Genomic DNA, 22,118 nt, shown 5'->3' on the forward strand with positions numbered 1-22,118 from the left:
CGAAGCATGACGAATCTGCGCTGGGGCATTCTTGCGACGGGCGGCATCTCGCACGCCTTCACCAACGATCTGGTGCTGAACGGGCACACCGTCCAGGCCGTCGGATCGCGGAGCCAGGGCGGTGCAGACGCCTTCGCCGCCGAGTTCGACATCCCGAAGGCCTACGCCAGCTACGAGGAGCTCGTGGCCGACCCGGACGTTGACATCGTCTATGTCGGCACGCCGCATCCGTTCCACGCCGACAACGCCGCCCTCGTGCTCGATGCCGGCAAGCACGTGCTCGTCGAGAAGCCGTTCACCCTCAACGCAGGCGAGGCCCGGCGTGTGGTGGAGTTGGCGCGCGAGAAGAACCTGCTCGTGCTCGAGGCCATGTGGACCAGGTGGCTTCCGCACATGGTGCGCATTCGCGAGGTCGTCGCGTCGGGCGTGCTCGGCGACGTGCACACCCTGATCGCCGACCACACCCAGTCGTTGCCGACCGATCCAACGCACCGCATCAACGCCCTCGAGCTGGGTGGCGGCGCCCTGCTCGACCTCGGCATCTACCCGATCTCGTTCTCGTTCGACCTCTTCGGCCCGCCCACGTCGATCCAGGCATCGGCGACCTTCAAGCCGACGGGGGCGGATGCGCAGGTCGCCACGATCTTCCGCTACGCCGGCGACCAGCTCGCCTCGACCCTCTCGGCGAGCGACACGCGTGGCCCCAACGTCGCGACCGTCCTGGGGACGAAGGGCCGCATCGACATCGACGGCGTCTGGTACACCCCGTCGTCGTTCCGCGTGATCGACGCCGACGGCGAGGTCATCGAGACCTTCGAGAGCGAGGTGATCGGCCGCGGCATGCAGTACCAGGCGGCCGAGGCCGAGCGACTGGTCGCCGCCGGCAAGATCTCGAGCGACATCCTCTCCACCGACGAGAGCGTCGCCATCATGCAGACCCTCGACGCCATCCGCGAGCAGATCGGCCTGCGCTACCCCGGCGAGGCATGAGCCTCCCTCACCGCTCTCCCAGCCGGGCCGCCGTAGGCTACCGCGGATGACCGAGAAGGATGCCCCTGCCTCCGCCGTGCGAGCGCGCCTCGGCGCGCTGCTCTCGCGGCACCCGCGCGGGTGGGCGATCGCTGCCGGTTCCCTCGTCGTGGCGCTGCTCGCCGGCGGAGCGCTGACGGCGGGAGCCGCATCCGCCCGCCCGGAGGCGACGCACGCCGCGGTGCGCGCAGCAGCCACCCCGACTCCCACGGCGACCGCCCGACCGACGCCGGCCGCTGCGCCGGCCGCCAGCAAGGTGCGCACGTGCCTGGTCGGAGACCGGGCAACCGACCCCAGACTCGCCCAGATGCAGGCGCAGGTGCGCAACGCGACGACGGGAGAGGTGCTCTTCGACCGCGGCGGCGGCACGCCGAACCGGGCGGCGAGCGTCATGAAGGTGCTCACCTCGGCCGCGGCGCTGAAGGTGCTCGGCCCCGACTACCGCGCCACGACCACCGTCGTCAAGGGCGCCGAACCCGGCTCTGTCGTGCTCGTCGGCGGCGGCGACCTCACGCTCTCGCGCCTTCCGACGGGACAGGATTCCGCGTACGACGGCGTCGCCCATCTCGATGACCTCGCCCGCCAGGTGCGCACGGCGTGGGATGCCGACCCCTCGAACCCGCCCCTCACGACGCTCATCCTCGATTCGTCGTACTTCGGAGGCCCGGAGTGGCAGCCGAGCTGGAACACCAAGGAGCAGGGCGACGGCTACATGCCGCACATCGCCGCCCTCGAGGTGGACGGCGACCGTGACAGTCCCGCCCGCAGCACGTCGCCACGCAGCGACGACCCCGTCGGCCGCGCCGGTGACGCGTTCGCCGACGCGCTCGGCGGCATCCAGAGCATTTCACGCGGCACCGCTCCCAGCGGGGCGAGCCAGCTGGCCTCGGTGCAGTCGCCGACGGTCTCCTCGCTCATCCAGCAGGCGCTCATCGTCTCCGACAACACGATCGCCGAGATGCTCGCGCGCCTCACCGCGATCAAGGCCGGAACGGGCAACAGCTTCGACGCCATCCAGCCCGCCGTGCTCGACGCGCTGAAGTCCTACGGCATCGACACGAGCGGCATCCGAGTGGTCGACGGCTCGGGTCTCTCCGACGACAACGCCATTCCGCCCTCGTACCTCACGAGCCTGTTCGTGAAGATCAATGCCAAGGAGGGCGACCTCGGCGTCATCTTCGACGGCCTGCCCGTATCGGGCAAGTCCGGTTCCCTCGGCTACAGCGACCGCTTCACGGGCGACGCCGACGTGGCGATCGGGTCGGTGTTCGCCAAGACCGGATGGATCGACACCGGCTACACCCTCTCGGGCATCATCCACTCGGCGGACGGCACGCCGCTGACCTTCGCGATCTACGCGCTCGGCGACGTGGACGAGGACGCCAAGCAGGCCATCGACCTGCTCGCGGCCGCCTTCTACAGCTGCGGGGACAACCTCTCCAACGGCTGAGCCACCCCGCCGCCCCGGCCGCTCCCGCTGCCCCGCATCCGCCGCCCCACATCCGTCGTTGAACCATTTCGTCGCCGTTGGTCCGGGCGTAGCGGATCAACGGCGAGCAAATGGTTCAACGGCGAAGGGAGAGCCCGGATTCTCGAGCGGGAGTGGCGATAATGAAGGCATGACGCGAGCGCTCTTCATCGTCGACGTGCAGAACGACTTCACTGAGGGCGGTGCCCTCGGCGTGAACGGGGGAGCGGCGGTGGCCGCCGGTGTCAGCGAGCTGCTCGCGCAGCATCCGCAGGCCTACGACTACGTCTTCGCCTCCCGCGACTGGCACGACGGCGACAACACCAACGGCGGCCACTTCGCCGAGGGCGCCGCACCCGACTTCGTCGACACGTGGCCGCAACACTGCGTCTCGGGAACCACGGGTGCCGAGTACCACCCCGCCCTGAACACGGATGCGGTCGACGTGCACATCCTCAAGGGGCAGGGCAAGCCTGCGTACTCGATCTTCGAGGGCACGGATGAGGCCGGGCACTCCGTGCAGGAGCTGCTCGCCGAGAAGGGCATCACCGATGTCGACGTCGTCGGCATCGCGACCGACTACTGCGTGCGGGCGAGCGCCCTCAACGCGCTCGAGCACGGCCAGCACGTGCGAGTGCTCACCGACCTCGTGGCCGGAGTCGCTCCGGAGTCCAGCGATGCGGCACTCGCTGAGATCGCGCACGCCGGCGGGCAGCTCGCCACCTCGGACGCGGTGGCCTGACCGCCCGCCACCAACATTTCCGGCCGGAACCTAGCTGCGAGCGGCCTTCAGCACCCGGTACCCCTTGCCCACTCCCTCGCGGGTGACGGCGAGGTCGGGGAACTGCTCCTTGAGCCAGGCGTGCAGCGAATCGGCGCCGAGGTTCTTCTGGATGACGATCCAGGCATCCGACCCGGGCTGCAGGCGAGGCAGCCACGCCTGCATGATGGCGTGCAGCTCGGCCTTGCCCACGCGGATGGGCGGATTGGTCCAGATGGCGGCGAAGCGCACGTCGGCGGGAACATCCTCGGGCCGCACGGCGTTGACATTGGTGACGCCGACAGCGGCCGCGTTGCGCCGAACCAGTTCGAGGGCGCGGTCGTTCACGTCCACCGCCCACACCGTGGCCTCGGGTGATTCGAGTGCCAGGGTGAGAGCGATGGGCCCCCACCCGCAGCCGATGTCGAGCAGATCTCCCGAGGCAGGGGGAGCGGGAACCTTCTCGAGCAGCACTTCCGTGCCGTCGTCGACATGCTCGGGGCTGAACACCCCGTTCGCCGTGGTGAGCGTGTAATCCCGACCCGAGAGCCGCACGTCGATGCGTCGGGGCTTCATCTCCGACCCGGGGGTGTTGGTGAAGTAGTGCTCTGAAGCCATGCAAGGAACGTACCTGAGAGTAAGGAACTAGGGTTAACCCAATGACTGAAGCCACAACGCAGAATGACGACGTGGTCGCCCGCGTACTGGCCAATGCAGACTCCCGAGCCGGCGTCGCCATCTTCGGCGGCCAGGCGCAGGCGCTGCAGACCGAGAATGCGTACGGCTCGTCCGACGGCGCGCCGGGCGGCAACTCCGACGGCGAGCAGTTCGAGCGCGAAGACCGCGCGGCACTGCGCCGCGTCGCCGGTCTCTCCACCGAGCTCGAAGACGTCACCGAGGTCGAGTATCGGCAGCTGCGCCTCGAGAACGTCGTGCTCATCGGCGTGTACTCGCAGGGCTCCCTCACGGATGCCGAGAACTCCATGCGTGAGCTCGCCGCGCTCGCCGAGACGGCCGGTGCGACCGTGCTCGATGGACTGCTGCAGCGTCGGCCGAATCCCGACCCCTCGACCTACCTCGGCAAGGGCAAGGCGCAGGAGCTCGCCGGCATCGTCGCCTCCCTCGGTGCGGACACCGTCGTCGCCGACACGGAGCTCGCCCCCAGCCAGCGGCGTGCCCTCGAAGACGTCGTCAAGGTGAAGGTGATCGACCGCACGGCGGTCATCCTCGACATCTTCAGCCAGCACGCCAAGAGCCGCGAGGGCAAGGCGCAGGTGGAACTCGCCCAGCTCGAGTACCTTCTTCCGCGCCTGCGCGGCTGGGGTGAGTCGATGAGCCGCCAGGCCGGTGGCCAGGTGGGCGGCACGGGCGCCGGAATGGGCTCGCGTGGTCCCGGTGAGACGAAGATCGAACTGGACCGCCGTCGCATCCACACCCGCATGTCGCGCCTGCGCAAGCAGATCACCGCCATGAAGCCCGCCCGCGAGGCCAAGCGCGCCAACCGGCGCCGCAACTCGGTGCCCTCCGTCGCCATCGCCGGGTACACGAACGCGGGCAAGTCGAGCCTTCTCAACCGCCTCACCAAGGCCGGCGTGCTGGTCGAGAACGCCCTGTTCGCGACCCTGGATGCGACGGTGCGCAAGAACGAGACCCCCGACGGCCGCGTCTACACGCTCGCCGACACGGTCGGGTTCGTGCGCAACCTGCCGCACCAGCTCGTGGAGGCGTTCCGGTCCACGCTCGAGGAGGTCGCCGACTCCGATCTCATCGTGCACGTGGTGGACGCCTCGCATCCCGACCCGGCGAGCCAGATCCAGACCGTGCGCGACGTGATCGGCGAAGTCGGTGCACGCGACATCCCCGAGCTCGTGGTGTTCAACAAGGCCGACCTCGTCAGCGACGATGATCGCCTCGTGCTGCGCGGCCTCGAGCCGCGCGCCGTGTTCGTCTCGGCGCGCACCGGTGAGGGCATCCCCGAGCTGCTCGATGAGATCGCGCGGCAACTGCCCGACCCGAGCGTCGAGGTCAACGTGCTCGTTCCCTACACGCGTGGTGACCTCGTCTCCGCGCTGCACGAGCGCGGGCGCGTGCTCGCCTCGGAGCACGAGGAGCAGGGCACCCGCGTACGCGCGCTCGTGACGCCGGAATTCGCCGCGCAGCTCGAGAAGCTCTGAGCGCCACCGGCTCCGGATGCGGGGCCCGCGTCACGCGAAGTCACACATTCCCCTCGGCAGCGGTGTCGGGTTAGGCTCGCCTGAACGACGGCCTCGCTGCCGTCAGGAGCGACAGCCGAGCCCGGCACCCGCCCACGAATGAGCCGGCGACCCGCCGGCATCCGTTGACACTTCGTGAGGCAGAGCATGGTTTCGGTTCAGGCGTCCCCGGGCGATCCCGCCTGTACGCTGCCCGTCTCGTTCGAGCTCTATCCGCCTCGTTCGGATGCGGCAGCCATCGCGCTCGGCCGTTCCATCGACCGTCTCGCCGAGGCCGACCCGGCGTTCATCTCGGTCACCTTCGGCGCCGGCGGCTCGACCCGCGACCGCTCGCTGACGGTGCTCAGCTACATCCTCGAGAACACCCGGGTGCAGCCCATGGCGCACCTGACCTGCATCGGGTCGTCGGCCGAGGAGGCGAACCAGCTCGTGCGCCGCTTCCTGGACGCCGGCATCACGAGCTTCCTCGCGCTGCGCGGCGATCCGCCGACCGACGGAACACGCGAGCACGACGGCGACCTCAAGAGCGCCGCCGAGCTGGTGCAGCTCATCCACCGCGTGCAGCAGGAGCGCGAGCCGTTCCGGCAGCAGCCGCTCCCCGGGGCAAACGGCGCCGCGGCCCGTCTGCGCGCCCGGCCGCGCCCCGAGCGCGTGGCCGTCGCCGCCTTCCCGACCGGGCATCCGCGTGCGCGCTCCGCGCAGCAGGAGATCGACAGCCTTCTCGCCAAGCAGGCCGCCGGCGCCAATCTCGCGATCACGCAGTTGTTCTACCGGGCCGACGAGTACCTCGGCTTCGTCGAGCGGGCCCGCGCCGGCGGCGTGAGCATCGACATCCTGCCCGGCATCATGCCGGCAACGAGCGCGGCCCGCCTGCGCCGCATCGCCGAGCTCACCGGCGAGCATGCCCCCGACGACCTGCTCATCGCACTCGAGATCGAGCCCACCGACGAGGGCCGGGCCAAGATCGCCACGGAGTTCTTCGCGAACCTGGCCGCCGAGGTCATCGCCGGGGCCGCGCCGGGCCTGCACCTGTACACCCTCAACAAACACGAGGCAGTGCTCGCCGTACTGGCGCGCCTCGGCCGCTTACCCGCCACCGCATCCGCCATCAAGGAGAACGCATGACCACGACCGCCTTCCCCGTCGGAACGATCCTGGGCTACCCCCGTATCGGCCGTCACCGCGAGCTCAAGAAGGCCGTCGAGGCGTTCTGGGCGGGTCGCATCGACGACCAGCAGCTCCAGCAGGCCGCGGCCGGCGTGCGCCGCGCCACGCGGGAGCGGCTCGCCTCGCTCGGCCTCGGGCGTGCCGATTCGGCCATTCCCGAGAGCTTCTCGTTCTACGACCAGGTGCTGGACGCTGCCGTGACCGTCGGGGCCATCCCGGCGCGGTTCGCCGACCTCGTCGATGCCGACGGCCAGGTGGATGCCGCCGGCTACTTCACCATCGCCCGCGGTGAGGGCGATCGCGCGCCGCTCGAGATGACCAAGTGGTTCGACTCGAACTACCACTACCTGGTGCCCGAGATCGGGCCCGACACCGTCTTCTCCCTCGCCAGCGATCGGCTCGTACGCGAGTTCGCCGAGGCCGCGGCCGACGGGTTCCTCACGCGGCCCGTCATCGTCGGTCCCGTGACCCTGCTGTTGCTCTCCAAGCCGGCGACGGATGCGCCGGCCGGGTTCGAGCCGCTCAGCCGGCTGGGCGACCTGCTGCCCGTCTACGAGCAGCTTCTGGCTCGGCTCGCGGATGCCGGAGCGGAGTGGGTGCAGCTGGACGAGCCCGCGCTGGTGAACGAGTCCATCGTCGTGGACCGTTCGGCGCAACTCGATGCCCTCGCTGCCGCCTATGGCGCGTTGGCGGGATCCCCGAACCGGCCCGCGATCTTCGTCGCCGCACCCTACGGAAGCCTCGACGACGCGCTTCCCGTGCTCGCCGCATCCTTCGTCGAGGCGATCGGGCTCGACCTCGTGCGCGGCGCGCTGCCGACGGATCTCGATGAGCAGACCCTCGCTGCGCTGCGGGCGAAGACGATCGTCGCCGGCGTGATCGACGGCCACAACATCTGGCGCGGCGACCTCGCGGCCGCATTCGAGAAGGCCGTCGACGCCCGCGAACTCTCGCCATCCGTCGCGGTCTCGACCTCGACGTCGCTGCTGCACGTTCCGCACACCCTCGACGACGAGTCGCGGCTGGGCGCCCTGAAGAACTGGCTCGCCTTCGCCGACGAGAAGGTCGCGCAGGTCGCGGTGCTCGCCCGCGGACTCGCGGAGGGCGAGCGTGCGATCGCGGCCGACCTCGACGCGGCCGGCCGTGCGCTCGCCGAGCGGCTGGCGGCACCGGGAGTACGGGATGGCGCCGTGCGCGCTCGTGCGGCCGCGCTGACCGATGCCGACTTCTCGCGCGGTGACTACGCCGAGCGTCTCAGTGTGCAGGGCGATGAACTCGGCCTGCCGCCGCTGCCGACGACGACGATCGGCTCCTTCCCGCAGACCGGCGACATCCGTCGCGCCCGGGCTGCCCTCGGACGCGGCGAGCTCAGCGAACAGGCCTACGTCGAGGCCATGCAGGCCGAGATCCGGCGCGTGGTCGACCTGCAGGAGGAGATCGGGCTCGACGTTCTCGTGCACGGCGAGCCCGAGCGGAACGACATGGTGCAGTACTTCGCCGAGAACCTCGATGGCTTCGCGGTCACCGAGAACGGCTGGGTGCAGTCCTACGGCTCGCGCTGCACGCGCCCTTCGATCCTGTGGGGTGATGTCTCCCGCCCGGCGCCGATGACGGTCGAGTGGTCGCGCTACACGCAGTCGCTGACCCAGAAGCCCGTCAAGGGGATGCTCACCGGACCGGTCACGATCCTCGCGTGGTCGTTCGTGCGCGACGACCAGCCGCTCGGGGAGACGGCGCGTCAGGTGGCGCTCGCCCTGCGCGACGAGATCTCCGATCTCGAGGCCGCAGGCATCCGCGTCGTGCAGGTGGACGAGCCGGCGCTGCGCGAGCTGCTGCCGTTGAAGAACGCGGACCACGCCGACTACCTGGACTGGTCGGTGGGATCGTTCCGGCTCGCCACCGGTGGCGCGGCCACGGCAACGCAGGTGCACACGCACCTCTGCTACTCGGAGTTCGGCGTCATCATCGACGCCATCCGGGCGCTGGATGCCGATGTCACCTCGATCGAGGCGGCGCGCAGCCGCATGGAGGTCGTCGACGACATCGCCGCGAGCGGCTTCGACCACGGCATCGGGCCGGGCGTCTACGACATCCATTCGCCGCGCGTTCCGAGCGTCGCCGAGGTGACGGAGCTCATCGAGAAGGCGCTCTCGGGCGTGCCAGAGCGCCAGCTCTGGATCAACCCCGACTGCGGACTGAAGACGCGCGGCTACGACGAGACGGTGGCTTCGCTGCGCAACATCCTCGAGGCGACCCGCGGCGTGCGGGCGCGGGTGGGCGTCGGCGCGTAGGGGGCGGGTTTCCTGCGCCGAGTACGCAGAAGTTGCGGGTGCGGGTGATCCCGTGCACCGAGAACGCAGATAGTGCGGGTGTGGGGTGGTCTCCTGCGCCGAGAACGCAGATAGTGCGGGTGTGGAAGCATCCACACCCGCACTATTTGCGGGATGGCCGGGGTAGCACCCTCGATACGTGCGGTCTCGGTGGTAGCTCTGGGGGTCGTGCCTCGGTGACGCGATGTCGATGCGAGGCTGGTTCCAGCGCGCGGACTCCAGTGCGCTTTGGACGGAGGCGGGCGGCTCCCCGCATCCGTTGCGATTTGCACTCGCCTCAATCATCGAGAACGCAGAATTCGCGGGTGCGCCTGATCCCCGTGCGTCGAGAACGCAGAACTCGTGGTTGCACCTGATCCTGGTGCCTCGAGAACGCAGATATTGCGGGTGCTTGGGTCCGCGGACCCGCGATTTGTGCGGGATGGATGGGCTGGGACCCGCATTTTGTGCGGGGTGGATGGGGTCGCATCCGTTGCGGTCGCGAATGGCTGCGATCGCCGAGAACGCAGGATTTGCGTATGCGGGCGAGTATTCGGCCTCGAGAACGCAGAAATTGCGGGTGTGGATGCTTCCACACCCGCAATATCAGCGGTTTCGGTGAGCTGGGCTGGGCCGGCGCGCGCTCAGACCGAGCGCAGTACCGCCACGACCTTGCCGAGAACGTCGGCCGCGTCGCCGAGGATCGGCTCGTAGGAGCTGTTGCGCGGCAGCAGCCAGGTGTGGCCGTCACGCTGGCGGAACACCTTGACGGTGGCCTCGCTGTCGAGCATGGCCGCGACGATCTCGCCGTTCTCGGCGGTGTTCTGCCGGCGCACGACCACCCAGTCGCCGTCGCAGATGGCGGCGTCGATCATGGAGTCGCCCGCGACCTTGAGCATGAAGAGTTCACCGTTGCCCACGAGTTGCCGGGGGAGCGGGAAGACTTCCTCCACCTGCTGCTCGGCGGTGATGGGGATGCCGGCGGCGATGCGTCCGACGAGGGGAACCATCGCGGCATCGGCGACCGAGGGTCCCATGGAGAAGGAGTCGGAGTCGGGAGCGGGCGTCGCATCCGACTGGGAGGGCACCTCGATGAGCACTTCGAGGGCGCGCGGGCGGTTGGGATCGCGGCGCAGGTAGCCCGAGAGCTCCAGCTGGTTGAGCTGGTGGGTGACGCTCGAGAGCGAGGCGAGGCCCACGGCGTCGCCGATCTCGCGCATGCTCGGCGGATAACCCCGCTGGCTCACTGACCGCTGGATCACGTCGAGGATCGACAGCTGCTTCGCGCTCAGGCTCTTGCGCCGACGGGTGCGCTCCCGCGGTGCCTCGGTCTCGTTGGTCACTTCTCTCACCTTCCGGATGCCCGCTGGAGCGCCGCCCACGACGAGTGTCAGTGGTGCCTGTTTCTATGTGTCCAGGCACTCGAAACTCTATCCGGGCGAGGGTGCCGCAACAAACATTCATTCGAGTGTGTCGTGGAACAAATTCCATGAACATCCGAAGAGGTTGGTTGACTCTTCGAATAATCGAAGATACATTCGGAACACAGCTTCGCATCCGGCCCTCCCGGCCGAGGGCCGGATGCGAGAACCCCGAATGCCAGAAACGCCAATGCCAGAGACCTGCTGGCTGAAGAACCTGGAGGAGCAATGAGCACCGTTGCGTTCGGCACCACCTTCCCGACGAGGGCCCGCCGCATGTCGAGCTCGACACCCGTGGCTCGGGCGACCGGCTCGTCGCCCGAGGCGCGGACCCGTCTGCACCTGACCCGTCGCGGACGTGTCGTTCTGACGGGCCTCGCCGCCCTGCCGCTCGTGGCCGGTGCCTTCCTGCTCTCGCTCAACGCGGGCATGGCCGAGGCGGGCGGCGCCGGGGCGGGGCAGAGCTTCGAGTACGTGACCGTTCAGTCGGGCCAGTCGCTCTGGCAGCTCGCCGAACAGCTCGCCCCCTCCGCGGACCCGCGCGACGTGATCGCCGACATCGTGAGCCTCAACCAGCTCGCCTCGACCGACATCGAGCCCGGCCAGCGTCTGGCCATCCCCGCCCAGTACTGAGCCCCGGCCCGCGCTGGGCACACCGGCGGCGTAACGCGGAAGCACCGCCGGTACGATGGGGTGAGTGACGAGTCTCGACGACCTGCCCATTCGCGACGACCTGCGCGGACGTTCGCCGTACGGCGCTCCGCAGAAGGTCGTTCCCGTCGCGCTGAACGTGAACGAGAACACGCATCCCCTTCCCGGTGACGTGGTCGACGACATTCTCGCCCGCATCGCGACAGCCCTGCCCGGGGTGAACCGGTATCCCGACCGCGACTTCACCGAATTGCGCGAGGCGCTCGCCCGCTACCTCGGCAACGGCATCACCGCAGACCAGATCTGGGCGGCGAACGGATCGAACGAGGTGCTGCAGCACATCCTCCAGGCCTTCGGAGGCCCCGGGCGCACCCTGCTCGGCTTCGCGCCGACCTACTCGATGTACCCGCTGCTGGCCTCCGGCACCGGAACCGCGTGGATCGGCGCCGAGCGGGATGCGGACTTCGAGCTCTCGCCCGAAACCGCGGCCGCGGCCATCCGCACGCACCGACCCGACGTGGTCTTCCTCTGCGCCCCGAACAATCCGACGGGAACGCCGCTCTCTCTCGAGACCATCGCCGCCGTGTACGACGAGGCGCCCGGGATCGTGGTCGTCGACGAGGCCTACGCCGAGTTCGCGCTCGACGGCCAGCCGAGCGCGCTCACTCTGCTCGAGGGCCGTCCCCGGCTCATCGTCTCGCGCACCATGAGCAAGGCGTTCGCGTTCGCCGGCGTGCGCCTGGGCTACGTGGCCGCCGATCCGGCGATCACGGATGCGCTGCGGCTCGTGCGACTGCCGTACCACCTCTCCGCGATCACGCAGGCCGCGGCGACCGGGGCACTCGCGCACGCCGACGAGATGCTCGCGATGGTCGACGAGATCCGGTCCCAGCGCGACCGCATCGTGACAAGGCTCGGCGCGCTCGGCTTCACGGTCTACCGCAGCGGCAGCAACTTCGTGCTCTTCGGCGGCGTGGACGACCCGCACGCCGTGTTCGAGGCGCTGCTGGAGCAGGGCATCCTCATCCGCGACATCGGCATTCCGCACACCCTGCGCGTCTCGGCCGGCACGGAGTCGGAGACGGGCGCGTTCCTCGAGGCCATCGCCGCGTTCGCGCCGGCGAGCGCCAATAGGATCGACGCATGAACGCACCCCGCACCGCCCGCATCGAGCGCGCCACGAGCGAGTCCCGCATCGAGCTGAGCATCGACCTGGATGGCAGCGGCGTCGCCGACATCCAGACCACGGTGCCGTTCTTCGACCACATGCTGAACGCGTTCGCGAAGCACTCCCTCACCGACCTGACCGTGCGGGCATCGGGCGACACCGCCATCGACGTGCACCACACGGTCGAAGACACCGGTATCGTGCTCGGCCAGGCCATCCGCGAGGCCCTCGGCGACAAGAGCGGCATCAGCCGGTACGGCGACGCCCTCGTGCCGCTCGACGAGGCACTGGCCCAGGCTGTCGTCGACATCTCGGGGCGACCCTTCCTCGTGCACGAGGGCGAGCCGGCCGGATTCGAATACCACCTCATCGGAGGGCACTTCACGGGGTCGATGGTGCGGCACTTCTTCGAGGCCGTCACCTTCGCCGCCGGCCTCACGGTTCACCTCACGCTCGTTCGTGGCCGTGACCCGCACCACATCGCCGAGGCCGAGTTCAAGGCCTTCGCCCGCGCCTTCCGCGCCGCCAAGGCGCGCGACGCCGAGGTCCTGGGGGTCCCCTCCACGAAGGGTGCACTGTGAGTTCTCCCCGCGTGGTGGTGCTCGATTACGGATCGGGCAACGTGCACTCGGCCGCCAAGGCGCTCGAGCTCGCGGGGGCCGATGTGCGCCTGACCCGTGAGCGCTCGGCGGTCATGGATGCGGACGGCCTGCTCGTTCCCGGTGTCGGCGCCTTCGGCGCCGTCATGGACGCACTCGAGGCGGTGCGCGGCCATGAGCTCATCGATCGGCGGCTGGCCGGCGGACGCAAGGTGCTCGGCATCTGCGTGGGCATGCAGGTGCTCTTCGAGAACGGCGTCGAGCGGGGATGCGACCGCGAGGGGCTCGGTGAGTGGCCGGGCACCGTCGCCGAGCTCGACGCGCCCGTGCTGCCGCACATCGGGTGGAACACCGTCGAGGCCCCCGAGGACTCGGTGCTCTTCGACGGCATCCGCGATGAGCGGTTCTACTTCGTGCACTCCTATGCCGCGACGGACTGGACGCTCGACGTGCAGCCGCCCTATCCGCAACCTCGGGTGACGTGGGCGGAGCACGGCCAGCGATTCCTGGCGGCCGTCGAGAACGGCCCGCTTTCCGCCACCCAGTTCCACCCCGAGAAGTCGGGCCCGGCGGGCATCCGACTGCTGTCGAACTGGATCGCGACCCTGCGCGCGTAGGCGCGAGAAGCCGGCCGCGACGGCGGCTCGGCATAGGATCGATAGCTTGTGCGGGGCCCTTCCGCCATGAACCGAGGATGAAATGAGCGAGTTCAACGAGACCCCCGACCTCATACTGCTGCCGGCGGTGGATGTGGCCGACGGCAAGGCCGTGCGGCTCACGCAGGGCGAGGCCGGCACCGAGACCAACTACGGCGATCCCGTCGAGGCGGCCGAGGACTGGGCCGCTCAGGGGGCCCAGTGGATCCACCTCGTCGACCTCGATGCCGCGTTCGGCCGTGGCGAGAACCGCGACGTGCTGAAGCGCGTGCTGCACCAGGTGCGGGGCGTCAACGTCGAGGTCTCCGGAGGCATCCGTGACGACGAGTCGCTGGATGCCGCCATCGACCTGGGCGCCAAGCGCGTGAACCTCGGCACCGCCGCCCTCGAGAACCCCGAGTGGGCGGCGAGCGTCATCGCGAAGTACGGCGAGGCGATCGCGGTGGGCATGGACGTGCGCGGCACGACTCTTGCGGCTCGCGGCTGGACCCGCGACGGCGGTGACCTCTGGGAGGTGCTGCAGCGACTGGAGGACGCCGGCTGCGCCCGCTACGTCGTGACCGACGTCACCAAGGACGGCACCATGCGCGGCCCGAACATCGAACTGCTGAAGCAGATCATGGAGCGCACCGAGCGTCCCGTCGTCGCATCCGGGGGAATCTCGAGCCTCGATGACATCGCCGCGTTGCGCGACCTCGTTCCGCTCGGTCTGGAGGGGGCGATCGTGGGCAAGGCGCTCTACGCCGGTGCCTTCACCCTCTCCGAGGCGCTGGATGTCGCATCCCGCTGACGGCGACGGCCCTGCCTCCGACCGGCACGCTCCCCGCACCGACTCCGCCGGGCAGCCCTGGGCCGGTAGGGCGTTCGAAGCCAACACGCACACGAGCGATGACGGGCGCGCCCCGGCCCGACTGATCGAGGCGCTGCGCCGATTCCGTACGCGTGAGGTCGGTCAAACCGAGGTGGTGGACGCCCTGCGGGAGTCGCGGCTGCTCATTCCCCTCGTCGCGCAACTCGGCGGCGGGGGAGAGGGCGTCGATGCCCATACCGGCCTGCGCACCGACAAGACGCAGGAACTCGCGATCGTGACGGTCGCCGGGCCCGACGGACGCAACGTGCTGCCCGTGTTCAGCTCGGTCGAGGCGATGTCGGCCTGGAACCCGAAGGCGCGGCCAGTGCCCGCCGACGGGGTGCGCGTCGCTCTCGCCGCTGCGAGCGAGCAGACCGACCTCGTCGTGCTCGACCCGACGAGCGCCACCGAGTTCGCGGTGCGTCGACCGGCGCTCTGGGCGATCGCGCAGTCGCTGCCGTGGCAGCCGAGCTTCGAATCGGCGGCGATCCTCCAGGCCTTCGAGCGCTCCATCGCCACGGAGCTCGCGGCCCTCGACGTGCGCCTCGTGCCGGGCGATCCCGACGCCCGGCTCAGCGGCCCCGAGCTCGTCGTCGAACTCGAACTCGTCGCCGGCCTCGATCGGGGAGAGCTCGACGCGGTGCTCGCCCGACTGGCGCAGCGCTGGGCGGCCGACGACGACATCGCCACGGGCGTCGACAGCCTGAAGGTGCGACTCGTCGCGTCCGTCTGACGGACTGCGGCTGCGGCCGCTCGGGCAGGGGCGGCCGCGGCGGCACCGGTTGGGGGATATCCCTGTTGCCGCGGGATGCGGCTGCGAGAAGAATCCACCCCGAGAGGTGGTAGGCGCATGCAGGATGCAGGTTCATTCTCTGAGGAGTACCGCGGTCCGCTCGCGGTCGCGGCGCAGTACGCCGAGCGGTGGTTCGAGGGTGTCGCCGATCGACCGATCCCGCCCTCGGCCGACATCGACGCCGTCAAGGACGCCCTGGGACGCGAGCTGCCCGAGCAGTCGACGGATGCGACGGAGGTGACCGAGGCGCTCATCGCCGCCGTGGAACCGGGCATCATGGCGATGCAGTCGCCCCGCTTCTTCGGGTGGGTGATCGGCGGCACCTACCCAGCGGCGATCGCGGCCGACTGGCTCGTGAGCACGTGGGACCAGAACGCCGGCATGCGCGTTGTCGCCCCTGGCGTGAGCGCGGCGGAGGAGATCGCCGGCGATTGGCTGCTAGAGCTGCTCGGCCTGCCGGCATCCGGTGCCGTCGGCTTCGCGACCGGCGCGACCACGGCGAACTTCGCCGGACTCGCGGCCGCACGCTCCGACGTGCTGCGTCGGGTCGGGTGGGACCTGGCCACGGACGGGCTGCAGGGGGCGCCGATCGTCCGGGTCTTCGCGGGAGCGGAACGGCACATCTCCGTCGACCTGGCGCTGCGCTACCTGGGCCTCGGTCTGCCCGAGCTCGTCGGCGTCGATGACGAGGGCCGCATCTGGGTCGACCAGCTCGCGGACGCCCTCGCCGACCACGACGGACCGGCGATCGTGTGCCTGCAGGCGGGCAACATCCACTCCGGCGCCTACGACGACTTCGCCCGCGCCATCGACGTCGCGCACGACGCGGGCGCATGGGTGCACATCGACGGCGCCTTCGGACTCTGGGCGGCCGCCTCTCCGCGCTCCCGCGGGCTGATGGCGGGGTTCGAGAGGGCCGACTCGTGGGCGACCGACGCGCACAAGACCCTCAACGTTCCCTACGACTGCGGCATCGTGGCCGTCGCCCGCCCCGAGACGCTCGTGAGCGCGCTGAGCTCCCACGCCGCCTACCTGCCGGGGGCGGGCGACGGCATCGACCCGTACGAGCTCGTGCCCGAGATGTCACGGCGCGCCCGCGGCGTTCCGGTGTACGCCGCACTGCGTGCCCTCGGTCGCAGCGGAGTCGTGCGACTCGTCGACGGGCTGGCGGATGCCGCGGCGGCGCTCGCCGAGAAGCTCGCCGCGCTGCCCGGCGTGAGGGTGCTGAACGACGTCGTGTTCACGCAGGTCTGCATCGCCTTCGACGGTGCGGTGACCGCCGCCGAGGTCGCGGCCCGGCTCAACCGGGAGGGCCTCGTTCTGGCCTTCCCGTCACGCTGGCACGACCGCGATGTGCTGCGGTTCTCGGTGAGCGACTGGGCCACGGATGAGGCCGCCATCGACGCGACGGTCGACGCCGTCGGCCGAGCGCTCGCCGGCTGAGGGCGCTCGCCGACTGATAGCGCTCGGCTGACAGGGCTCGGCGGCCGAGCGCAAGGCCTCCTGATGTGTCGGTGGTGCAGGGCAGGATAGAGCCATGGCATCCGCCCTCGACGGCTTCTCGCCGGCCACGCGCACGTGGTTCGACGAGGCCTTCAGCGCGCCGACCTCCGCGCAAGCGGGGGCGTGGGCGACGATCGGACGCGGATCCCACGCCCTCGTCATCGCGCCGACCGGCTCGGGCAAGACCCTCGCGGCCTTCCTCTCGGCGCTCGACCGGCTGCACCGCGAGCCGCGGTCGACCGGCGAGGGGGCGCAGACGGGCACGCGCGTGCTCTACATCTCGCCCTTAAAGGCGCTCGGCGTGGACGTCGAACGCAACCTGCGGGCTCCCCTCACCGGCATCGCCCGCGTCGCCGAGCGGCTGGGCGTCGAACCGCCGCACATCTCCGTCGGGGTGAGGTCAGGCGACACTCCCGCGAACGACCGGCGGGCGCTGCTGAAGACTCCGCCCGACATCCTCATCACCACCCCGGAGTCGCTGTTTCTCATGCTCACGTCGCAGGCGCGCGAGACGCTTGCCGGGGTCGAGACGGTGATCATCGACGAGATCCACGCGGTGGCCGCCACCAAGCGCGGAGCGCACCTCGCCGTGAGTCTTGAGCGTCTCGACGCCCTGCTTCCCAAGCCGGCGCAGCGCATCGGCCTCTCGGCGACGGTGCGCCCGGCCGAGGAGGTGGCGCGCTTCCTGTGTGCGAGCGCCCCCGTCGAGATCGTCGCGCCGGCCATCGAGAAACGCTTCGACCTGCGTGTGGTGGTGCCCGTCGAAGACATGGCGCAACTGCCCGCCAGCGACGACGCCACCGGTTCGATCTGGCCGCACGTCGAAGAGGCGATCGTCGACCAGGTTCTCGCGAACCGCTCGTCGATCGTGTTCGCCAATTCCCGTCGCCTCGCCGAGCGCCTCACCGCCCGCCTCAACGAGATCTACGTCGAGCGCCTCGAGGCTCCGGATGCGGCGCTCGCCGTGGTCGGGGCGCCCGGCCTGGTCGCAGCGTCCGGTTCGGCACCGGCGACCGCATCCGGAACCCCCGCCGCGATGATGGGCCAGTCGGGGCAGACCGCGGGCGCCGAGCCGTTGCTCGCGCGCGCCCACCACGGCTCCGTGAGCAAGGAGCAGCGCGCCCAGATCGAGGACGACCTGAAGAGCGGCCGCTTGCGCTGTGTCGTGGCCACCTCGAGCCTCGAACTCGGCATCGACATGGGCGCCGTCGACCTCGTCGTGCAGGTGGAGTCACCGCCGTCGGTCGCGAGCGGACTGCAGCGGCTGGGGCGCGCCGGTCACCAGGTGGGCGAGACCAGCCGCGGGGTCATGTTCCCCAAGCACCGCGCCGACCTCGTGCACACCGCCGTGGCGGCCGAGCGGATGCTCGCGGGCAAGATCGAGACGCTCAAGGTGCCGGCCAATCCGCTCGACATCCTCGCCCAGCAGACCATCGCCGCCGCCGCGGTCGACACCCTGCACGTCGAGGAATGGTTCACGACGGTGCGCCGCAGCGCCCCCTTCTCCACGCTGCCGCACTCGGCCTACGAGGCGACCCTCGACCTGCTCGCCGGCCGCTTTCCGAGCGATCGATTCGCCGAGCTGCGTCCGCGCCTGCTCTGGGATCGCGAGGCGGGTACGCTCACGGGCCGGCCCGGCGCCCAGCGGCTGGCGGTCACGAGCGGTGGAACGATTCCCGATCGCGGCATGTTCGGCGTCTTCCTCGTCGGCGGCGACGAGAACACCGGGCGCCGCGTCGGCGAGCTCGACGAGGAGATGGTCTACGAATCCCGCGTCGGCGACGTGTTCGCGCTCGGCGCGACCAGCTGGCGCATTCAGGAGATCACCTTCGACCGGGTGAACGTCGTTCCCGCCTTCGGGCAGCCGGGCCGTGTGCCGTTCTGGAAGGGCGACGCTCTGGGCCGCCCCGCCGAACTGGGTCGCGCGCTCGGCGGATTCATGCGCGAGATCTCGACGGCCGCGGATGCCGACGCTCGCGCGCGCATCACGGCGGGCGGTCTGGACGAGAGTGCCGCGAACAATCTCATCGCCTTCCTCCGCGACCAGCTGAAGGCGACGGGGGCGCTGCCGACCGATCGCACCCTCGTCGTCGAGCGCACCCGCGACGAGCTCGGCGACTGGCGCATCATCCTGCATTCCCCGTTCGGCATGCCCGTGCACCAGCCGTGGGCCCTCGCCGTCGGCGCGCGCGTGCGCGAGCGGCACGGCATCGACGGAGCCTGCGTCGCGAGCGATGACGGCATCATCGTTCGCATCCCCGACACCGACGCGGAGCCGCCGGGCGGCGACCTGTTCGTGTTCGATGCCGAGGAGCTCGAGCCGCTCATCACCGACGAGGTCGGCGGTTCGGCGCTGTTCGCGAGCCGGTTCCGCGAGTCCGCGGCACGGGCGCTGCTGCTGCCCCATTACAACCCGGGCAAGCGATCGCCCCTCTGGCAGCAGCGTCAGAAGGCCGCGCAACTGCTCGAGGTCGCCAGCGAATACCCGACCTTCCCGATCATCCTCGAGACAGTGCGCGAGGTGCTGCAAGACGTCTACGACGTTCCGGCGCTGCTCGAGGTCGTGAAAGAGATCACCGCCCGCAGCATCCGTATCGTCGAGACGACGACGGATGCCCCGAGCCCGTTCGCGTCGGCCCTGCTGTTCGGCTACGTGGGCGCGTTCATGTACGAGGGCGACTCGCCGCTCGCCGAGCGCCGTGCCGCGGCGCTCGCGATCGACGCGAGCCTGCTCGGTGAGCTGCTCGGGCGGGTCGAACTGCGCGAACTGCTCGACCCCGGCGTCATCGAGGAGACCGAGCGGGAGTTGCAGCGGCTCGCTCCCGACCGGAAGGCGCGCGACCTGGAGGGCGTCGCCGACCTGTTACGCGTGCTCGGCCCTCTCGACGAGGCCGAGATCGCGGCGCGCTTCCGTCCGCGGGAGGCCGGCGATGCCGAGGCCGCAGTAGCGGAGGTCGCGGACAGCCAGGCTCACGACTCCGCGGTCGGCGAGGCCGCCTCGGCTTCCGGACCCGCTCCCGCCTCCGACTCGGCCGTGACTCCCGCCGTTACATCGGCGATCGAGGAACTCATCGCCGCGCGACGGGCGGTGCGGCTGAGCTTCGCCGGGCGTGCCTGGGTGGCCGCCGTCGAAGACGTGGGCCGGTTGCGGGACGCGCTCGGCGTACCGGTGCCTCCGGGAGTGGCCGTCGCCTTCGCCGAGACCGTCGCCGATCCGCTCGGCGACCTGGTCAGCCGCTACGCGCGCACTCACGGACCGTTCACCACGGAGGATGTCGCCGACCGGCTCGGCGTCGGCGTCGCCGTCGCCCGCGCGGCGCTGCGGCGCCTGGCGGATGACCGCCGCGTTCTCGAGGGCGAGTTCCGCCCGCACGGCACGTCGGCGGAGTGGTGCGACGCCGAGGTGCTGCGCAAGCTGCGCCGCCGCTCCCTCGCCGCGCTCCGGCACGAGATCGAGCCGGTGCCGCCCATCGTGCTCTCCCGCTTCCTGCCCGCGTGGCAGCATGTCGGCCGCACGTTGCGCGGCGTCGACGGGGTCGCATCCGTCATCGAGCAGCTCGAGGGCGTGCGCCTGCCCGCCTCGGCCTGGGAGTCGCTCGTGCTGCCCGCGCGCGTGAGCGACTACAGCCCGTCGATGCTCGACGAGCTCATGGCCACGGGCGAGGTTCTCTGGGCGGGTTCCGGCGCCCTGGCGGGAGACGACGGCTGGATCAGCCTGCACCTCGCCGACTCGGCAGCCCTCACCCTGCCCGTCGGCGACGCTCTCGAGGCCGACGCCCTGCAGCGCGAGGTGCTCGTCACGCTCGGCACCGGCGGGGCGTACTTCTTCCGCCAGCTCGCGGATGCCGTCGGCTCGCAGGATGACGCCGCTCTCGTCGACGCGCTGTGGGAGCTCGCCTGGGCCGGCCTCGTGACCAACGACACCTTCGCGCCCATCCGCGCGCTGCTCGGCGGCGGCCGCAGCGCGCACAAGGCTCCGCGGGCAGCGCCACGCGCCCGGATGATGCGCGGTCGCGCTCTGCCGCGTCCGAGCGTGCCGTCGAGGGGTGGTCCGCCGACGGTGGCCGGCCGCTGGTCGGTGCTTCCCGCCTCCGAACTCGTCGAGGCCACCGGCGAGGGTGCGACCCGGCGCGCCCACGCCCTCGGGGAGATGCTGCTCGAGCGCTACGGGGTCGTCACCCGCGGGGCCGTCATGGCCGAGGGTGTCGTGGGCGGATTCGCCCTGGCCTACAAGACCCTCCGGGGCTTCGAGGATTCCGGTCGAGCGCGACGCGGATACTTCGTCGAGACGCTCGGCGCGGCCCAGTTCGCCGCGCCCGGCGCCGTCGATCGGTTACGTGGCTACGCCGATCGGGACGAGCCGGTCGCCGATGCGCCGACGGTGCTCACCCTGGCGGCCACCGATCCCGCCAATGCCTACGGAGCCGCACTGCCCTGGCCCGAACCGCCGGAGGGCCATCGCCCCGGCCGCAAGGCAGGCGCCCTCGTGGTGCTCGTCGACGGAGCGCTCGTGCTCTACGTGGAGCGCGGCGGCAAGACGGTGCTGGCCTTCACCGACGAGGCCGCGACCCTTGAGGCCGCGGCCCGCTCGCTCGCCTCGGTCGTCGGGCTCGGGCGCATCCGGCGTCTGGCAATCGAACAGGTCAACGGCCTGTTCGTGCTCGGAACGCCGCTCGGCGTGGCGCTGCGCACGGCGGGCTTCAGCGAGACGCCGCGAGGGCTGAGGCTCAGTGCCCGAGGGTGACACCGTCTACCAGGCGGCGAACCGCCTGCGCGCCGCCCTGGCCGGCGAGGTGCTGACGCGCACCGACATCCGTGTGCCGCGGTACGCGACGCTCGACCTCGCGGGCGAGACCGTCGATTCCGTGGCGAGTCGGGGCAAGCACCTGCTCATTCGCGTCGGGGAGTTCACCCTGCACTCCCACCTCAAGATGGAGGGCGCGTGGCGGGTGTTCGCGCCGGGCGAGCGCTGGAACCGGCCCGCGTTCCAGGCGCGCGCCGTGCTCACGACCGCGGATGCCGTGGCTGTCGGCTTCGAACTGGGGTTGTTCGAGGTTCTCGCGCGCTCCGCGGAGGAGGATGCCGTCGGCTACCTCGGACCCGACCTTCTCGGTACGGACTGGGATGCGGCCGAGGCGGAGCGCCGCATCCGGAACGGCCCCGAGGTGCCGATCGACGTCGCCCTGCTCGACCAGCGCAACCTCGCCGGCCTCGGGAACGTCTACGCGAACGAGCTGTGCTTCCTGAGGGGCGTGCGGCCGCAGCGCCCCGTCGCCGAGGTTCCCGACCTGCCCAAGGTCATCGACCTCGGGCACCGGCTCATCACGGCCAATCGCGACCGCATCGCGCGGGTCACGACGGGGGTGGATCGCCGCGGTCAGCGCCTGTGGGTCTACGGCCGTGGCGGCGAGCCCTGCCGGCGGTGCGGCACGCGCATCGAGCAGGGCGAGCTCGGCCGGGTCGAGGGGCAGGAGCGCGTCACCTACTGGTGTCCGCGCTGCCAGACCTGAGCGCCACTGCCGCCCGCCCGC

General features: G+C 70.6%; 17 protein-coding genes. 15 read left to right on the top strand and 2 right to left on the bottom strand.

Annotated features, from left to right (window positions below; genetic code table 11):
- Positions 1–6: 6 nt before the first annotated feature.
- The 3 genes from WDJ51_RS09280 (at position 7) to WDJ51_RS09290 (ending at position 3,239) form a co-directional block, all read left to right on the top strand.
- Positions 7–990, top strand: coding sequence for a Gfo/Idh/MocA family protein (locus WDJ51_RS09280; protein WP_337852168.1), 984 nt, complete (start codon positions 7–9; stop codon positions 988–990).
- A 46-nt stretch (positions 991–1,036) separates the two neighbouring features.
- Complete coding sequence (locus WDJ51_RS09285; protein ID WP_337852169.1) at positions 1,037–2,479, top strand: D-alanyl-D-alanine carboxypeptidase/D-alanyl-D-alanine-endopeptidase; 1,443 nt, start codon at positions 1,037–1,039, stop codon at positions 2,477–2,479.
- A 169-nt stretch (positions 2,480–2,648) separates the two neighbouring features.
- Positions 2,649–3,239: an isochorismatase family protein gene (locus tag WDJ51_RS09290; protein WP_337852170.1), complete on the top strand. Its 591-nt coding sequence runs from the start codon at positions 2,649–2,651 to the stop codon at positions 3,237–3,239.
- A gap of 30 nt (positions 3,240–3,269) precedes the next feature.
- Here WDJ51_RS09290 and WDJ51_RS09295 read toward each other — a convergent pair whose 3' ends face one another.
- A complete protein-coding gene (locus WDJ51_RS09295; protein WP_337852171.1) occupies positions 3,270–3,875 on the bottom strand; it encodes a class I SAM-dependent methyltransferase in 606 nt (201 codons plus the stop codon).
- 41 nt (positions 3,876–3,916) lie between these two features.
- Between WDJ51_RS09295 and hflX the strand changes: the two genes are divergently transcribed.
- The 3 genes from hflX to metE all read left to right on the top strand — a co-directional run bounded on the left by hflX (position 3,917) and on the right by metE (position 8,928).
- The gene (gene hflX, locus WDJ51_RS09300) at positions 3,917–5,431 is read left to right on the top strand and encodes a GTPase HflX (protein ID WP_337852172.1); all 1,515 of its coding nucleotides are present in this window, start codon (positions 3,917–3,919) and stop codon (positions 5,429–5,431) included.
- A gap of 186 nt (positions 5,432–5,617) precedes the next feature.
- Positions 5,618–6,595 (top strand): methylenetetrahydrofolate reductase, encoded by a 978-nt coding sequence (locus WDJ51_RS09305; RefSeq protein WP_337852173.1) that lies wholly within the window; start codon positions 5,618–5,620, stop codon positions 6,593–6,595.
- On the top strand, positions 6,592–8,928 hold the full coding sequence (metE, locus tag WDJ51_RS09310) for a 5-methyltetrahydropteroyltriglutamate--homocysteine S-methyltransferase (RefSeq protein WP_337852174.1): 2,337 nt from the start codon (positions 6,592–6,594) through the stop codon (positions 8,926–8,928). The genes WDJ51_RS09305 and metE overlap by 4 nt, the downstream gene beginning before the upstream one ends.
- 662 nt (positions 8,929–9,590) lie before the next feature.
- Here metE and lexA read toward each other — a convergent pair.
- Positions 9,591–10,289, bottom strand: coding sequence for a transcriptional repressor LexA (gene lexA / locus WDJ51_RS09315; protein WP_337852175.1), 699 nt, complete (start codon positions 10,287–10,289; stop codon positions 9,591–9,593).
- Between the two features lie 306 nt (positions 10,290–10,595).
- Here lexA and WDJ51_RS09320 point away from each other — a divergent pair, with 306 nt between their 5' ends.
- The 9 genes from WDJ51_RS09320 (at position 10,596) to WDJ51_RS09360 (ending at position 22,097) form a co-directional block, all read left to right on the top strand.
- Positions 10,596–11,000, top strand: coding sequence for a LysM peptidoglycan-binding domain-containing protein (locus WDJ51_RS09320; RefSeq protein ID WP_337852176.1), 405 nt, complete (start codon positions 10,596–10,598; stop codon positions 10,998–11,000).
- Between the two features lie 64 nt (positions 11,001–11,064).
- Complete coding sequence (locus tag WDJ51_RS09325) at positions 11,065–12,165, top strand: histidinol-phosphate transaminase (RefSeq protein ID WP_337852177.1); 1,101 nt, start codon at positions 11,065–11,067, stop codon at positions 12,163–12,165.
- Entirely contained in the window at positions 12,162–12,767 is a 606-nt protein-coding gene (gene hisB, locus WDJ51_RS09330; protein WP_337852178.1) for an imidazoleglycerol-phosphate dehydratase HisB, read from the top strand. The genes WDJ51_RS09325 and hisB overlap by 4 nt, the downstream gene beginning before the upstream one ends.
- Positions 12,764–13,402: an imidazole glycerol phosphate synthase subunit HisH gene (gene hisH, locus WDJ51_RS09335; RefSeq protein ID WP_337852179.1), complete on the top strand. Its 639-nt coding sequence runs from the start codon at positions 12,764–12,766 to the stop codon at positions 13,400–13,402. Before hisB ends, hisH begins: the two co-directional genes overlap by 4 nt.
- A gap of 82 nt (positions 13,403–13,484) precedes the next feature.
- On the top strand, positions 13,485–14,231 hold the full coding sequence (gene priA / locus WDJ51_RS09340; protein ID WP_337852180.1) for a bifunctional 1-(5-phosphoribosyl)-5-((5-phosphoribosylamino)methylideneamino)imidazole-4-carboxamide isomerase/phosphoribosylanthranilate isomerase PriA: 747 nt from the start codon (positions 13,485–13,487) through the stop codon (positions 14,229–14,231).
- Positions 14,215–15,024: an SseB family protein gene (locus WDJ51_RS09345; RefSeq protein ID WP_337852181.1), complete on the top strand. Its 810-nt coding sequence runs from the start codon at positions 14,215–14,217 to the stop codon at positions 15,022–15,024. The genes priA and WDJ51_RS09345 overlap by 17 nt, the downstream gene beginning before the upstream one ends.
- 117 nt (positions 15,025–15,141) lie before the next feature.
- Positions 15,142–16,527, top strand: a complete 1,386-nt coding sequence (locus WDJ51_RS09350) for a pyridoxal phosphate-dependent decarboxylase family protein (protein ID WP_337852182.1) — start codon at positions 15,142–15,144, stop codon at positions 16,525–16,527.
- A gap of 94 nt (positions 16,528–16,621) precedes the next feature.
- Positions 16,622–21,331, top strand: coding sequence for an Lhr family ATP-dependent helicase (locus WDJ51_RS09355; RefSeq protein ID WP_337852183.1), 4,710 nt, complete (start codon positions 16,622–16,624; stop codon positions 21,329–21,331).
- A complete protein-coding gene (locus WDJ51_RS09360) occupies positions 21,318–22,097 on the top strand; it encodes a DNA-formamidopyrimidine glycosylase family protein (RefSeq protein WP_337852184.1) in 780 nt (259 codons plus the stop codon). The genes WDJ51_RS09355 and WDJ51_RS09360 overlap by 14 nt, the downstream gene beginning before the upstream one ends.
- Positions 22,098–22,118: the final 21 nt, after the last annotated feature.

This window comes from Rathayibacter sp. YIM 133350, from assembly GCF_037404875.1.
Taxonomy (GTDB): domain Bacteria; phylum Actinomycetota; class Actinomycetes; order Actinomycetales; family Microbacteriaceae; genus Orlajensenia.